Source organism: Streptomyces mesophilus (genome assembly GCF_011044995.1).
Taxonomy (GTDB): Bacteria; Actinomycetota; Actinomycetes; order Streptomycetales; family Streptomycetaceae; genus Streptomyces; species Streptomyces mesophilus.
Genome location: NZ_JAAKZW010000076.1, coordinates 1 through 14,119 on the forward strand (window position 1 = coordinate 1; position 14,119 = coordinate 14,119).

Annotated in this window: 15 protein-coding genes and 1 pseudogene; 15 read left to right on the top strand and 1 reads right to left on the bottom strand. The window is 70.6% G+C overall.

From position 1 onward, the window contains the following. Positions 1 to 96: 96 nt before the first annotated feature. The 6 genes and pseudogenes from pyrE to G6045_RS19230 all read left to right on the top strand — a co-directional run bounded on the left by pyrE (position 97) and on the right by G6045_RS19230 (position 3,960). Positions 97 to 645: an orotate phosphoribosyltransferase gene (gene pyrE / locus G6045_RS19205; RefSeq protein WP_165333226.1), complete on the top strand. Its 549-nt coding sequence runs from the start codon at positions 97 to 99 to the stop codon at positions 643 to 645. Between the two features lie 157 nt (positions 646 to 802). Next, on the top strand, positions 803 to 1,825 hold the full coding sequence (gene fbaA, locus G6045_RS19210) for a class II fructose-bisphosphate aldolase (protein WP_165333227.1): 1,023 nt from the start codon (positions 803 to 805) through the stop codon (positions 1,823 to 1,825). Positions 1,826 to 1,990: 165 nt separating this feature from the next. Next, positions 1,991 to 2,230, top strand: a complete 240-nt coding sequence (locus G6045_RS19215; protein ID WP_165333228.1) for a CopG family transcriptional regulator — start codon at positions 1,991 to 1,993, stop codon at positions 2,228 to 2,230. Continuing rightward, a complete protein-coding gene (locus tag G6045_RS19220) occupies positions 2,227 to 2,664 on the top strand; it encodes a PIN domain-containing protein (protein WP_165333229.1) in 438 nt (145 codons plus the stop codon). Before G6045_RS19215 ends, G6045_RS19220 begins: the two co-directional genes overlap by 4 nt. A 78-nt stretch (positions 2,665 to 2,742) precedes the next feature. After that, on the top strand, positions 2,743 to 3,024 hold the full coding sequence (locus tag G6045_RS19225; protein WP_408056345.1) for a PTS transporter subunit EIIC: 282 nt from the start codon (positions 2,743 to 2,745) through the stop codon (positions 3,022 to 3,024). Continuing rightward, positions 3,021 to 3,960 (top strand): annotated as a pseudogene (locus G6045_RS19230) (MalY/PatB family protein). The gene G6045_RS19225 and the pseudogene G6045_RS19230 overlap by 4 nt, the downstream one beginning before the upstream one ends. 80 nt (positions 3,961 to 4,040) lie before the next feature. On the opposite strand, the gene G6045_RS19235 reads toward G6045_RS19230, so the two are convergent. Further along, positions 4,041 to 4,454, bottom strand: a complete 414-nt coding sequence (locus G6045_RS19235) for a DUF3151 domain-containing protein (RefSeq protein ID WP_165333230.1) — start codon at positions 4,452 to 4,454, stop codon at positions 4,041 to 4,043. A 56-nt stretch (positions 4,455 to 4,510) separates the two neighbouring features. Here G6045_RS19235 and G6045_RS19240 point away from each other — a divergent pair, with 56 nt between their 5' ends. The 9 genes from G6045_RS19240 to G6045_RS19280 all read left to right on the top strand — a co-directional run bounded on the left by G6045_RS19240 (position 4,511) and on the right by G6045_RS19280 (position 13,998). After that, complete coding sequence (locus G6045_RS19240) at positions 4,511 to 5,899, top strand: hypothetical protein (RefSeq protein ID WP_328707826.1); 1,389 nt, start codon at positions 4,511 to 4,513, stop codon at positions 5,897 to 5,899. Positions 5,900 to 6,025: 126 nt separating this feature from the next. Continuing rightward, positions 6,026 to 6,883, top strand: a complete 858-nt coding sequence (locus G6045_RS19245; protein ID WP_165333231.1) for a tryptophan 2,3-dioxygenase family protein — start codon at positions 6,026 to 6,028, stop codon at positions 6,881 to 6,883. Next, the gene (gene kynU / locus G6045_RS19250) at positions 6,876 to 8,063 is read left to right on the top strand and encodes a kynureninase (RefSeq protein WP_165333232.1); all 1,188 of its coding nucleotides are present in this window, start codon (positions 6,876 to 6,878) and stop codon (positions 8,061 to 8,063) included. The genes G6045_RS19245 and kynU overlap by 8 nt, the downstream gene beginning before the upstream one ends. Positions 8,064 to 8,208: 145 nt before the next feature. Beyond that, positions 8,209 to 8,514 carry a YkvA family protein gene (locus tag G6045_RS19255; protein ID WP_165333233.1) on the top strand — a complete coding sequence of 102 codons (306 nt, stop codon included), beginning with the start codon at positions 8,209 to 8,211 and terminating at the stop codon, positions 8,512 to 8,514. A 107-nt stretch (positions 8,515 to 8,621) separates the two neighbouring features. Continuing rightward, the gene (locus G6045_RS19260) at positions 8,622 to 9,494 is read left to right on the top strand and encodes an alpha/beta hydrolase (RefSeq protein WP_165333234.1); all 873 of its coding nucleotides are present in this window, start codon (positions 8,622 to 8,624) and stop codon (positions 9,492 to 9,494) included. 34 nt (positions 9,495 to 9,528) lie between these two features. Next, positions 9,529 to 10,479, top strand: coding sequence for an RNA polymerase sigma-70 factor (locus G6045_RS19265; RefSeq protein WP_165333235.1), 951 nt, complete (start codon positions 9,529 to 9,531; stop codon positions 10,477 to 10,479). A 179-nt stretch (positions 10,480 to 10,658) separates the two neighbouring features. Continuing rightward, on the top strand, positions 10,659 to 11,861 hold the full coding sequence (locus G6045_RS19270) for an NAD(P)/FAD-dependent oxidoreductase (RefSeq protein ID WP_165333236.1): 1,203 nt from the start codon (positions 10,659 to 10,661) through the stop codon (positions 11,859 to 11,861). A 110-nt stretch (positions 11,862 to 11,971) separates the two neighbouring features. Beyond that, positions 11,972 to 13,336 (top strand): sensor histidine kinase, encoded by a 1,365-nt coding sequence (locus G6045_RS19275; protein ID WP_165333237.1) that lies wholly within the window; start codon positions 11,972 to 11,974, stop codon positions 13,334 to 13,336. Further along, on the top strand, positions 13,333 to 13,998 hold the full coding sequence (locus tag G6045_RS19280) for a response regulator (protein ID WP_165333238.1): 666 nt from the start codon (positions 13,333 to 13,335) through the stop codon (positions 13,996 to 13,998). The genes G6045_RS19275 and G6045_RS19280 overlap by 4 nt, the downstream gene beginning before the upstream one ends. Positions 13,999 to 14,119 lie beyond the last annotated feature (121 nt).

Consider the following 14,119-nt stretch of genomic DNA (forward strand, 5'->3'; position numbering starts at 1 on the left):
TCCCGAAACCGGGGGCGTCGCCCCCCGGACCCCCTGCATCCGAGCTCCGCTCGGATCTGCTCAAGCGCCGCAGGGGCTGAAAGTTAAGCTGGCCCCATGACAGACGTACGTGGCGACCTGCTGCAGCAGATCAAGGACAAGGCCGTCGTGCACGGCAAGGTGACCCTCTCCTCCGGGATCGAGGCCGACTACTACGTCGACCTGCGCCGGATCACCCTCGACGGCGAGGCCGCCCCGCTGGTCGGCCAGGTGCTCCTGGACCTCACCAAGGACCTGGACTTCGACGCCGTCGGCGGTCTGACCATGGGCGCCGACCCCGTGGCCGGCGCGATGCTGCACGCCGCCGCCGCGCGGGGCGAGCGCCTGGACGCGTTCGTCGTGCGCAAGGCCGCCAAGGCGCACGGTCTGCAGCGCCGCGTCGAGGGCCCGGACATCAAGGGCCGCCGCGTCCTGGTCGTCGAGGACACCTCCACCACCGGCGGTTCCCCGCTGGAGGCCGTGCAGGCGGTACGCGAGGCAGGCGCCGAGGTCGTCGGTGTCGCCACGATCGTGGACCGCGCCACGGGTGCGGCCGAGAAGATCCAGGACGGCGCCGGGGTGCCGTACCTCTTCGCGTTCGGCAAGGACGAGCTCGGGCTCGATTAGCCGAACGGCACCATGGCGGCGCGGGGGACTTAGGTCCCCCGTTTTCGCATCCCGAGTGGACTGGAGCAATCGCTCAAGTCTGGAAAGATGGGGGCGACGATGACGTCATCCCTTCGGTGACCCTCAGTTACCTCACGTACTTCCAAGGAGCGGACAGATGCCCATCGCAACCCCCGAGGTCTACAACGAGATGCTCGACCGGGCGAAGGCAGGCAAGTTCGCCTACCCGGCCATCAACGTGACCTCGTCCCAGACGCTGCACGCTGCCCTGCGCGGCCTCGCGGAGGCGGAGAGCGACGGCATCATCCAGATGTCCACCGGTGGCGCCGAGTTCCTGGGCGGCCAGCACTCCAAGGACATGGTGACCGGCGCCGTCGCGCTCGCCGAGTTCGCGCACGTCGTCGCCAAGAAGTACGACATCACCATCGCGCTGCACACGGACCACTGCCCCAAGGGCAAGCTGGACACCTACGTACGCCCGCTGCTCGACATCTCCGCCGAGCGCGTGGCCAAGGGCGAGAACCCGCTGTTCCAGTCGCACATGTGGGACGGCTCGGCCGAGACCCTCGCCGACAACCTCGCGATCGGCCAGGAGCTGCTCGCGAAGGCCGCCGCCGCGAAGATCATCCTCGAGGTCGAGATCACCCCGACCGGTGGCGAGGAGGACGGTGTCTCGCACGAGATCAACGACAACCTCTACACCACGGTCGACGACGCGATCCGCACCGCCGAGGCGCTCGGCCTGGGCGAGAAGGGCCGCTACCTGCTCGCCGCCTCGTTCGGCAACGTGCACGGCGTCTACAAGCCGGGCAACGTCGTCCTCAAGCCCGAGCTGCTCAAGGAGCTGCAGGACGGCGTGGGCGCGAAGTTCGGCAAGCAGTCCCCGTTCGACTTCGTCTTCCACGGCGGCTCGGGCTCCACGCTCGAGGAGATCCACACCGCGCTCGAGTACGGCGTCGTGAAGCAGAACCTCGACACCGACATGCAGTACGCGTTCTCGCGTCCGGTCGTGGACCACATGTTCAAGAACTACGACGGCGTCCTGAAGGTCGACGGCGAGGTCGGCACCAAGTCCCTCTACGACCCCCGTACGTGGGGCAAGGCGGCCGAGGCCGGCATGGCCGCGCGCGTCGTCGAGGCCGCGAAGGCGCTGCGGTCGGCGGGCACGAAGATCAAGTAAGCCGTGGGCGTCAAGCTCAAGTAACCCTTTGCGCAAAGGGTTTCGCGAAGGCCCGGGTTCCTCATCGGAACCCGGGCCTTCGACATGTACGCGGCCGTTCCGGCCCTCTCGGTCGCTCCGGGCCTTGGGATTGGCTGCTGGTTATGGCGGAGGCACCATAACCGTATGGCTCTGAAGAAAACGACGGTGATGGTCGAGGAGGCCGACCTCCAGGCCATCAAGGAAGCGGCCCGGCGAGAGGGGCGGTCGGAGGCGGAGTACTTCCGCGAGGCGTTCCACATCGCTGCCCTGCGCGCGCAGCGCTGGGACGACGACTGGGACATCCCCAGCCTCGACTTCGGCGGACCGGTCTCGGAAGAGGACATCGATGCGGTGGTCAACGACGCTGTGGCAGGCGGACGTTGATCGTCATCGGGGATACGTCGGGCCTTGTCGCGGCGCTCAACGTGACTGACCCTGAGCACACGGCGGCGCGTGCGGCGTTGCGCGCGGCGTCGGCGACAGTGGTTTCGCCTCTCGTCTTCCTGGAGGTCGAGCACATCACGACGCGGAACGTCAGTCGGCGTGCGGCGCACGCGGTCAACGACTGGCTCCTTGAGCAGGCGCGCACCATGCGGGTCCTGGTGCCCGAGATCTCGGCGGATGTCCTGCGCAAGGCTCGGGTCATCCAGAACCGTTACGACGCTCTCCGGCTGGATCTCGCCGACGCGGTGAATGTCGTCCTGGCGGAGGCGTACGAGACGGAATGTGTCTTGACGCTCGACCGCAGGGACTTCTTCCGGGCGGTGCAGCCGCTGACCGGACACAAAGCGTTCCGCCTCCTGCCCGACGACCTCTGAACCGCTGCGTCGGCACCGTCACCGCACCTGCGGTGAGCAGGTCTCCGGCGCGCTCAACATGTTCTACTCGCAGCTCGGCTGCAAGCCCCGCCGACCGGCGCCGTCGAGAACGCCACGCACTTCCTCTCCGGTGTCGTCGCCTGTGTGGTCGGCGGTATCACCGAACCCCTGGAATTCCTCTTCCTGTTCATCGCGCCCTGGCTCTACCTGATCCACGCGGTCCTGGTGGGCCTCGGCTTCCTGGTGGCCGCGGTGCTCGGCATCTTCATCGGCAACACCGACGGCAACGTCATCGGCCCGCAGGTGCAGTCGGTGAAGGACGCGATCGCCGGGCTGAGCACGGTGGGGGGAGCTCGATGACCTCGTACGACTTCGACCGCTTCGTCGACCGGCACGGCACCTGGTGCACGCAGTGGGACTACGTGGAGGACCGGTTCGGCGTCCCCGGGCTGCTCCCGTTCACCATCTCCGACATGGACTTCGAGACGGCACCCGAGGTGCTCACCGCCCTGCGCGGGCGGCTCGATCACGGGGTGCTCGGGTATTCGCGGTGGCGGCACTCCGACTTCCTGTCCGCGGTCGTCGACTGGTTCCACAAGCGGTACGACTGGGCGGAGTTCGAGCGGCTGCTCGCGCTGCCCGACACCTCGGTGCTGCTGCTCTGCTCGCCGCACAACCCGACCGGCCGTGTGTGGACCGGCGAGGAGCCGACGCGCATGGCCGGGCTGTGCGCGCGGCACGGGGTCGCGGTGATCAGCGATGAGATCCACGCGGACCTGGCGCACCGGGTTCGGACCCGGGCGGTGGGCCGTCGTCACCTCCGCGTCCAAGTCCTTCAACATCCCTGCCCTGACCGGGAGTTACGGCATCATCGGCGATCCCGAGGCGCATGCCGCGTATCTGCGCAGGCTCAAGGACGCGGACGGTCTGTCGTCGCCGGCGGTTCTGTCCCTCGTCGGCCATATCGCCGCGTATCGCGAGGGGGAGGGCTGGCTCGACGCACTGCGGGCGTACGTGGCGGGCAATCTGGAGATGGCCGCCGAAAAGCTCCGGGCGGCCGGCCTGAACTGGCAGTCCCCCCAAGCCGGTTACCTGGCCTGGATCGATCTGCGTCCGCTCGGCATCGTGGCGGACGAGCCGCTTCAGCGGGAGCTGATCGACGGCGAGAAGGTCGCGATCATGCCGGGCGGCGCCTACGGCGCACCGGGCTTCGTCCGCCTCAACGTGGGCTGCCCACGCGCCAAGGCCGAGGCGGGCGCGGACGTGCTGGTACGGGCGCTGAGCCGCCTCACGTAACAGCGAGAGGGGGACCGATCGTTCAGGCCGCTGTCCGGTTCATACCGGTTCGCGCTGGACGATCGGTCCCCCTCTCACGTTCAGCTCTTGAGCTGCTCGTATGCCTCGTCGCTGCTGTCCCTCAGGAATTGCCAGCAGCGTTCGTGCTCCTCCTTCTCGCCGATCTCGCCGGCGGCGCGGGCGAGGGCGGCGAGGCAGCGCAGGAAGCCCTGGTTGGGCTCGTGGCTCCACGGCACCGGGCCGTGGCCCTTCCAGCCGGAGCGGCGCAGGGCGTCCAGACCGCGGTGGTAGCCGGTGCGGGCATACGCGTACGACTCGATCACCCGGCCGCCCGCGAACGCGTCCTCGGCGAGCAGCGCCCAGGCCAGGGAGTACGTCGGGTGCGCGGCCGCGATCTGGGCCGGGGTGGACGTGCCGACCATGGCCCGTGCCGCTTCGTTCTCCGGCAGCTGGGTGGGGGCCGGACCGCCGAGCAGGTTCTTGTGCGTCTCCATGGCCGCCAGTCTGCCACCCGCGCCGAACGAGTGGTTTCCTCGGTACGGGAGGTCCCGTGTCGACCCGACGACCGCGCATTCAGCTCGCCGCCGTCGCCCTGGCCGGAGTGCTGGCTTCGGCCCTGCTGCTGCCCTGGGCGCTGCCCCTCGGCTGGGACGAACTCGTCTACGCCACCCGCTTCTCCCCGTACAGCAACGGCCTCGACGTCGACTTCAGCGCCCCGCGCACCCGGGGCGTCCCGCTGCTCATCGCCCCGGTCGCCCTGTGGTCGGACTCGGTCGTGCTGCTGCGGCTTTGGCTGATGCTGCTCTGGGCGGTGGCCCTGTACCTCGGTTTCCTGCCGTGGCTGCGCGCGGCCCTGCGCCCGCGGGCCGTGGTCCTGGCCGCGGCCTGCTACACCAGCGTCTGGTCGGTGCTCTTCTACGCGGGCCACGCGATGCCCAACCACTACACGGCGATGGGAGCGGTCGCGGCCGCCGGCTCCTTGGTGCGGCGCCCCGTCTCGTATCCGGGCCTCGTCCTCGGCCTCGCGACGGCGACGCTGATGCGGCCCAACGACGGCGTGTGGGTGGCCCTTCCGCTGTGCGCCGCGGCGCTGTTGTGGCGTCGGCGCCGGGCGGCTCTCGCGGTCGCCGGGGGTGTGGCGGCGGGTCTTGCGCCCTGGGTGGTGGAGGCCGAGCTGCGCTTCGGCGGCCTGGGCGCACGGCTTGACGCGGCCGGTGAGATCCAGGGCGGTCTGCGCCCGGTGTTCTCGGTCCCCGCCCATGTCTCGGCGCTCGACGGCCGGCTCCTGTGCCGCCCGTGCGACGGCGATTCGCCGAGTCCGCCGGGCGTCATGATCTGGCTGCTCCTGATCCCGCTGGCCGTCATCGGGGGGTGGCTGGCGAAGAGGGCCGGTCCGGGTCCTGTCGATGCCGGGCCCAGGCGCGCCATGGCGCTCGTCCTCGCCACCGCCGCCTGCTCGGCGGCCCCGTACTTCTTCCTCGTCCCGTACGCCGCGCCCCGCTTCCTCTTCCCCGCCTACGCGCTGCTCGCCCTGCCCGCCGCGCTGGGTCTCCTGGCCGTACGGGAAGCAGTGCGCGGCTCGCGCACCCGGACCGCGCTCGCGGCCGGGGTGCTCGCGGCGCATCTGACCGGGCAGTTCCTGCTCGTCGACCGGCACGGGGGCATTCAGGCGGGGGCCCGCGGCGACTGGGAGCGGGTGGCGCGGGTACTCAGGGCCCAGGGCCTCGAAGCCCCCTGCACGATCGGCGGCAACGCGATGCTCCAGCCCGTCGCGTACACCTCGGGCTGCGTGCCGAAGAAGACCGGCATCCCCGACGCCCTGGTCCTCGTCCACCGCGCACCGCCCCGCTGGGCCCGCGACTGGGAGCGGCACCCCGTGCCGGATACGTACAACACCGGCTGGTCGGTGCTGGTCAGGCCGGGGCCCAAGCGCCCGTGAGGGGCCTGTGACCAGGCAGGTCTTGCCGATACGGGGGAGGATTGCGGAGGATGCGGGTGGGGACCGGGGCCCCCGTGCCGGCATCGGCAGGGGCGGACCGCTACCCGAAGTACCGAGGAGACAGTGATGTCCCACGAGACCGCAGATACGGGAACCACGCAGACTCCGGAGACCCCGGAGACCCCGCATCTCGACTTCGCCGGCACCACGCCGTACGAGGACTACGTGCAGGCCGACGTCCTCACCCACCTGCAGAAGACCCTCTCGGACGATCCCGGGGAAATGGTCTTCCTGGTGACCACGCAGGTCATGGAACTCTGGTTCACGGTGATCGTGCACGAGTGGGAGACCGCGGCCCGCGCCCTGCGCGAGGACGACCTCACCGTCGCGAAGGACGCGCTGAAGCGTTCCGTACGCGAGCTCGAAGCCCTCAACGCGTCCTGGACACCGCTCGCCGGCCTGACCCCCGCCCAGTTCAACTCCTACCGCGCCGCGCTCGGCGAGGGCTCCGGCTTCCAGTCGGCGATGTTCCGGCGGATGGAGTTCCTGCTCGGCGACAAGTCCGCCTCGATGCTCGTGCCGCACCGGGGTGCGCCGCGCGTCCACCGGGAGCTGGAGAAGGCGCTGCACGAGCCCTCGCTCTACGACGAGGTGCTCCGGCTGCTCTCCCGCCGCGGCTACGCGATCCCGCAGTCCGTCCTGGACCGCGACCTCTCCCAGCGCTACGAGCCTTCGGCCGAGATCGAGCAGGTATGGACCGAGGTGTACCAGGGCGACCAGGACGGTGAACTGGTGCGCCTCGGCGAGGCGTTGACCGATGTCGGTGAGCTGGTGTGGCGCTGGCGCAACGACCACCTGGTGGCGACCCGGCGCGCGATGGGCTCGAAGACCGGGACCGGCGGGTCGGCCGGTGTCGCGTGGCTGGAGAAGCGGGCGCGCAAGAACGTCTTCCCCGAGCTGTGGACGGCGCGGTCCTATGTCTGAGTCTGCTCTCGCGATACGGGCCGCCGAGCTCGACGCCGCCGACGAACTCGGCAAGATACGTGAGCAGTTCGTGCTCGACGAGACCGTCTATCTCGACGGCAACTCGCTCGGCGCCCTGCCCGCCGCCGTCCCCGCCCACGTCGCGGACGTCGTCGCACGCGAGTGGGGCGAGCTGCGGATCCGGTCCTGGACCGAGTCCGGCTGGTGGGAGGCGCCCGAGCGGATCGGCGATCTGATCGCGCCGCTCGTGGGCGCGGCGGCCGGGCAGATCGTGGTCGGCGACTCCACAAGTGTCAATGTCTTCAAGGCGGTTGTCGGTGCGGTGCGCCTGGCCGGCGAGGGGCGCGACGAGATCCTCGTCGACGAGGGGACGTTCCCCACGGACGGGTACATCGCCACGTCGGCGGCCCGGCTGACCGGGTGCACGGTGCGGCCGGTCCCGCTGGACTCGCTGGCCGCCGCTGTCGGTCCCCGTACGGCGGCGGTGCTCATCAACCACGTGGACTACCGGTCCGGGCGGCTGCACGACCTGCCCGGTCTGACCGCCGCCGTACAGGCTGCGGGCGCCCTGGTGGTCTGGGACCTGTGCCACAGCGCGGGCGCGCTGCCCGTGGGACTCGACGCGCACGGCGTCGACCTGGCGGTCGGCTGCACGTACAAGTTCCTGAACGGCGGCCCGGGTTCGCCCGCCTACCTGTACGTGGCCGCGCGTCACCAGGCGGCCTTCGACTCGCCGCTGCCCGGCTGGAACTCGCATGTCGAACCCTTCGGGATGCGGCCGGAGTTCATGCCCGTGGACGGTGCGCGCCGTGGGCGGGTCGGGACGCCGGACATCCTGTCCATGGCGGCGCTCGAAGCGGCGCTCGGTGTGTGGGACGGGGTGCCGGTCGAGGCGGTCCGCGCCAAGTCCCTTGCCCTGACGGACTTCTTCCTGGAGTGCGTCGCGGCGTACGTCCCCGAGGGGCGGGTGTCGGTCCTGACGCCGCTCGATCACGACGCCCGGGGCAGCCAGGTCGCGCTCCGGTGCGAGGACGCCTCCGACGTCATGGCCGCGCTGATCGCCCGGGGTGTCGTCGGCGACTTCCGCGCCCCCGACGTCCTCCGCTTCGGCTTCACACCGCTCTACCTGGGCTTCGCCGATGTGGAGCGCGCGGCCCGGGTGCTGGCCGAGGTCCTCTAGTCCTCGCCCGTACCGCCGGCCCGTCGCTCGTAACCGTCCGCCAGTCGCTCGTACCCGTCCGCCCGTATCCCGCCCTGCCGGGCGGGATACGGGCGCGATCCGGGGTACTCCTGTCTGATTGGGGGCAAAGCGAAAGGAGGCCCCCATGAGTGATCAGGCGTGGACGCTGGTGGTGCTCGCGGCGGTGGTGCTCGCGGTGGTGGCGGGCTTCGCCCTCGTGCTGCTCGTCCGCCTCGTGCGGACCAGGCGGCTCTTGCGCAGGGCGGGGGTTCCCGTGGAGAACACCCTCGCCTTCTGGGGCGCCCTGATCTACGTGATCTCTCCCGTGGATCTGCTGCCGGACCCGGTCTACTTGGACGACATCGGGGTACTGCTGCTCGCGCTGCGCTCGCTGCACGTGGCCGCCGAACGTTCCGGCCTGCGCAAAGGCCCGGTCGTACGGGACGGCTGACCTGGGCGGACCCCCGTTTCGGAAAGGGGCGGGGTGGGGGAAAAATCAAGCCACGCGCACCACCACGAACCCGCCGCACGAACCGAACCACCCTGGAAAGGCCGGACATGTCCGAAGACGCCACCGCCCGAGCCGCCGCCGAAGAGCAGTCGGCGTTCTCGCACCCACCGGTGGAACCGGACGCAACGGCCGCGTACGGCGACCACCCGGACCAGATCGTCGACTTCTACGCGCCCCGGGACAACCCGCTGACCGCCCCCCTCGTCGTAGTCCTGCACGGCGGCGCCTGGCGGGCCCCGTACGACCGCAAGCACCTCACCCCGTTCGCGGACTTCCTCGCCCGGGAGGGCTTCGCCGTGGCCAATGTCGAGTACCGGCGCGGCAGTTCGATCCCCGCGCAAGGCGGTACCGGGCCGGTCGCGGGGCGGTGGCCGGAGACGTTCGACGATGTCGCGGCCGCCCTCGACGCCATGACCGGCCTGGTCAAGGAGCATCTGCCGGTGGCCGACCCGAGGCGCACCGTCCTCACCGGACACTCCGCCGGCGGCCAGCTCGCCCTCTGGGCCGCCTCGCGGCACGTCCTGCCCGAGGACTCCCCGTGGTACGCCCCGTACCCCACCCACCTGCGGGGCGTCGTCGCCCTCGCCCCGATCGCCGACTTCACGCTCTCCCGCGAGCTGAAGGTCTGCAACGACGCGGTCGTCCAACTGCTCGGCGGGGACGCCAAGTTCGAGGAGCGTGCCGCCCAGGCCGACCCGGCCGTCCTGCTGCCCACCGGAATCGCCACCGTCCTCGTCCAGGGCCGTGACGACGCGGACGTGCCGTACACCGTCGCCGAGGCCTACGCCGACGCCGCCGCGAAGGCCGGCGAGGTGGTGGGCCTGACGCTGCTCGAAGGCGTCGGACACTTCCCGCCGATCGATCCGGCGGCCGACGCCTGCGCCGTGGTCGCGGAAGAGATCGCCCAACTGGCCTTCTGAGCCCACTCGAAAGCCTGGCCGATAGGATTCGGGCATGCCGCTGACGATGACCGACGTGGACCGCTTCGAGGCCGCCCGCCCGCGCCTGGAGGCCATCGCCTACCGGATGCTGGGTTCGTCGGCGGAGGCCGAGGACCTCGTACAGGAAACGTATCTGCGCTGGCAGGCGGCCGACGTCGAGCGGATCGAGGTTCCCGAGGCCTGGCTGACCAAGGTGCTCACCAACCTCTGTCTGAATCAGCTGACTTCGGCCCGTGCGCGCCGCGAGACCTACGTCGGCCAGTGGCTGCCCGAGCCCCTGCTCGAAGGCGACCCGATGCTCGGCCCGGCCGGCACCGCCGAGCAGCGCGAGTCCGTCTCGTACGCCGTGCTGACCCTGATGGAGCGGCTCTCGCCCAATGAGCGTGCGGTGTACGTCCTGAAGGAGGCGTTCGCGTACGGGCATCGCGAGATCGCCGAGATCCTGGACATCAGCGAGGCGGCCAGCCAGCAGACGTTCTCCCGCGCCAAGAAGCACATTGCCGACGGCAAGGCGCGCACCGAGATCTCCGAGGCGGCGGCGAAGCGGATCGTCGAGGAGTTCCTCGCGGCCGCGACCAGCGGCGAGACCGAACCGCTGGTGAAGCTGCTCACCTCGGACGCGATCGCCGTCGGCGACGGCGGCGGGAAGATCCCGGCGAAGGCCACACCGTTCGAGGGCGCCCTCGCGGTGGCCAAGTTCCTGCGCGGGATGTTCAAGCCGGCCGAGAGCAAGCGCCGCATGCTCGGCGGCGGCACCCCGGAGGTCTACGCGACGACGGCCAACGGCTCCCCGGCCCTCGTCATCACGGTCGAAGGACGGGTCTTCGGCGTCATGTGCCTGGAGCGGTCCGACGAGGGCATCGTCGCGGTCCGCAGCCAGGTCAACCCGGACAAGCTGGAGCGGGCCACCGAGATCTGGGCGTCCGCGGACCGGGGCGAACCGCTGTTCCTGGCCGATTGGTAGGCCTGCTCCCGGCCGATTGGTAGGCCTGCTCCGGCCGATTGGTAAGGCCTCCCACATGCTGTGACGCAGGTCACATTCGACTCCTGTCAGGAATCCGAGGGCTGCCCGGTTCAAGGGGCGTAACCGCGAAAGAGCGGACCCGGAGAGCGGCTCGGCCGCGTGAGATCAGGAGCAGGAACATGACTGCTGGAAACGTCACCAAGCACCGCATCCTCGTCCTGGGCGCGGGCTACGCCGGAGCCGGTGCGGCCGGCCGTCTCGCCAAGCGGCTGCACCGCGATGACGTCGCCCTCACGCTCGTCAACGACGAGCCGGACTTCGTCGAGCGGGTCCGCAACCACCAGCTGGCCGCCGGCCAGGAGCTCAAGTACCGGCCCTTCGACGCGATGTTCGAGGGCAGCGGCATGGAGCTGAAGGTCGCGAAGGTGGCCGCCGTGGATGTGGACCGCAAGACCGTGCGGGTCGTCTCCACCGCCGGCGAGGAGGAGCTCGCGTACGACACCCTCGTCTACGCGCTCGGCAGCCGCTGGAACGACCACGGGGTCCAGGGCGCCGTCGAGCACGCCCACGAGGTGGCGAGCCGGGCCGGTGCGCTGCGGCTGCGGGCGCGCCTCGAGTCGCTCGAGCCCGGGCAGAAGGTCCTGGTCGTCGGCGGCGGGCTCACCGGGGTCGAGGCCGTGACCGAGATCGCCGAGACCCACCCCGGCCTCGATGTCGCGCTCGCCGCCCGCGGTGAGCTGGGCGACTGGCTCAGCACCAAGGGTGCGACGCATCTGCGCAAGGTCTTCGGCAGGCTCGGCATCACCGCGTACGAGCACACCTCGGTCGCCGCCGTCGAGGCGGACCAGGTGAAGACGGCGGACGGCGAGGCCGTCGCGGCCGACGTCACCGTGTGGACCACCGGCTTCGCGACCCACCCGATCGCCGAGGCGAGCGGCCTCCAGGTCACCGAAGGCGGCCAGATCGTGGTCGACGCCATGATGCGCTCGGTCTCGCACCCCGACGTGTACGCGGTCGGTGACGCGGGCTACGCGATGGGCGACACCGGCAAGCCGCTGCGGATGTCCTGCGCCACGGGTACGCCCATGGCCTGGCAGGCCGCGGACGCGATCACCGCGGAGCTGACCGGTCTCAAGCAGCCGAAGATGCCTCTGCGCTACTTCCAGCAGTGCGTCTCGCTCGGCCGCAAGGAGGGCCTGATCCAGTTCGTCACCGCCGACGACACCTCCAAGGAGCGGGTCCTGACCGGTCGCACGGCAGCGCTCTACAAGGAGCTGATCTGCAAGGGCGCCGCCTGGGGCGTGGCCAACCCGGGAGCCATGGTGCTCTCGAAGGGGCGGCGGGTGTCGGTGGCCGCTGTCGACAGCAAGGTGGGTGTGTGAGGCGGAGCTCGGGGCGGGGTCCGGCGGGGCCGGTAGTACCTGAGACGGACCCCGAAGGATCCCGCCAGGAGGTGACGACGCCGTGACCTGGGGCGCATACCGTCAGCTGCGTGAACGAGACAGCTCAGAACCCTCATGGCGCGAACCACCATGGCGTCCACACCGAGGCCCGCCTCATCCGGGGCGGTCTCGGTGCGCTGCGCGCCGACCTGTTCAGCGGCGCGTTCGCGTTCCGGCCGCTGCCTCCGCTGCCGGCCGGCCACCGGGCGGTCCGCCGGATACCCAAGCGGCTGCGCCCGTACGGAAAGTGGCTGCCGCACGGCCTGATCGTCCTGGCGGCGGCGTTCGTCTTCTTCCTCGGCGTCGCGGAGGGCGGCTCGTACGGCGATGACTTCGTGGGCCTGGTCCAGGGCCTGGCCGGCGCCGCTCCGGTGCTGCTCACCCTGTCCCGCCCCATCGCGGCGTTCTGGCTGTCCATGGCGTTCGGCGTGTTCGGGGTGGTCCTTGGCGGGGTCAGCTACGACGGCGCCTATCCCTGGACGGTCGCCGGATTCCTCGCCCATCTCGTCGTCATGACCCAGGTCGCCCTGCGCAGCAGGCCCCGGGTGGCGGCCGAGATGTGGCTGATCACCCTGGCCTTCGGCGTCACGGTCGTCGGATACGCGGGCAACGGCGACGACTCCCTGATGGCCATGCTGGTCCTGTCCGCCTTCTCGCTCTCGGCCGCCGTGGCCCTCGGGGGCTGGAACTCGGCCAGGCAGGAAGTCGCCGTCAAGGAGGCCGAGGTGGCCGCCAAGGAGGAGGACACCCTGGCCGAGCGCTCCAAGCGCACCCGCCTCGAAGAGCGCACCAACATCGCCCGCGAGCTGCACGACGTGGTCGCCCACCACATGAGCGTCGTCGCGATCCAGGCAGAGGCGGCGCCGTACCGAGTGGAGAACGCCCCACCCGAACTGGTGCAGGCCTTCGTCACCATCCGCGAGAACGCGGTGGCCGCGCTCACCGAACTGCGCCGCGTGCTCGGTGTCGTACGGGCGGAGGACTACGAGGCGCCGGACGCGCCCCAGCCGACGCTCGCCGACCTCGATGCGCTCGTGCGCAATGTGCGCGAGGCGGGCCTCACCGTCGACAAGACGGTCACGGGCGCCGTGCGCGAACTGCCGCCGGGCGTCGAGCTCTCCGCGTACCGCATCGTGCAGGAGGCCCTGAGCAACACGCTCCGCCACGCGCCGGGGGCGGAGGCGAAGGTCGAAGTGGCGTACGTCCTGGGCGGATTGGGCCTGCGGATCGTCAACGGGCCGCCCACCGGCCTGATCAAGACCTCACCCGGCGCCGGACACGGCATCACGGGCATGCGGGAGCGGGTGGCCATGCTGAGCGGAGTGATGACGGCGGGCGAGAGCGCGGACGGCGGCTACGAGGTGAGCGTGTTCCTGCCGGTGGCGCAGGCCGAGCCCGAAGGGGACGCGTCGTGACCATCCGCGTCGTCATCGTGGACGACCAGATGATGGTCCGCGAGGGCTTCTCCGTCCTCCTCAACGCGATGCCCGACATCGAGGTGGTCGGCGAGGCGGTCAACGGCCGCGACGCCATCGCCAAGGTGGCCGAACTGCGCCCGGACGTCGCGCTCATGGACATCCGCATGCCGGAACTCAACGGCATCGAGGCGACACGCGAGATCGTCGCTTCGTCCGCCGATACGAAGGTCCTGGTCCTGACCACCTTCGACCTCGACGAGTACGTCTACGAGGCCCTGCGCGCGGGCGCCTCGGGCTTCCTCCTGAAGGACGCCTCGGCCCGCCAACTCGCCGAAGGCGTCCGCGTGGTGGCGGCCGGCGAGGCCCTCCTGGCCCCGGCCGTCACCAAGCGCCTGATCGCCGAGTTCACCAGACTGGGCAGCAGCTCGGCCCTCAAACCCCCGGCCCAGGACCAGATCGGCGACCTGACCGAACGCGAGACGGAAGTCCTGGTCCTCATCGCCCAGGGCCTCTCCAACCACGAGATCGCCTCCCACCTGGTCGTCGCGGAGTCCACCATCAAGACCCACGTCTCCCGCATCCTGGTCAAACTCGGCCTGCGCGACCGCACACAGGCGGCGGTCTTCGCTTACGAGGCACGGCTGGTGACGCCGGGTTAGCGCTGCTGAAACGGGTGTTGGCCCTGGGGTGGCCGGTGCTAATGTCCCGCTGTTCGTGCATGGGGGGGAACGGGCCAGGGGGGCTACTGACTTCGCGCGATGCAGCGGCGGACGGCCGCGT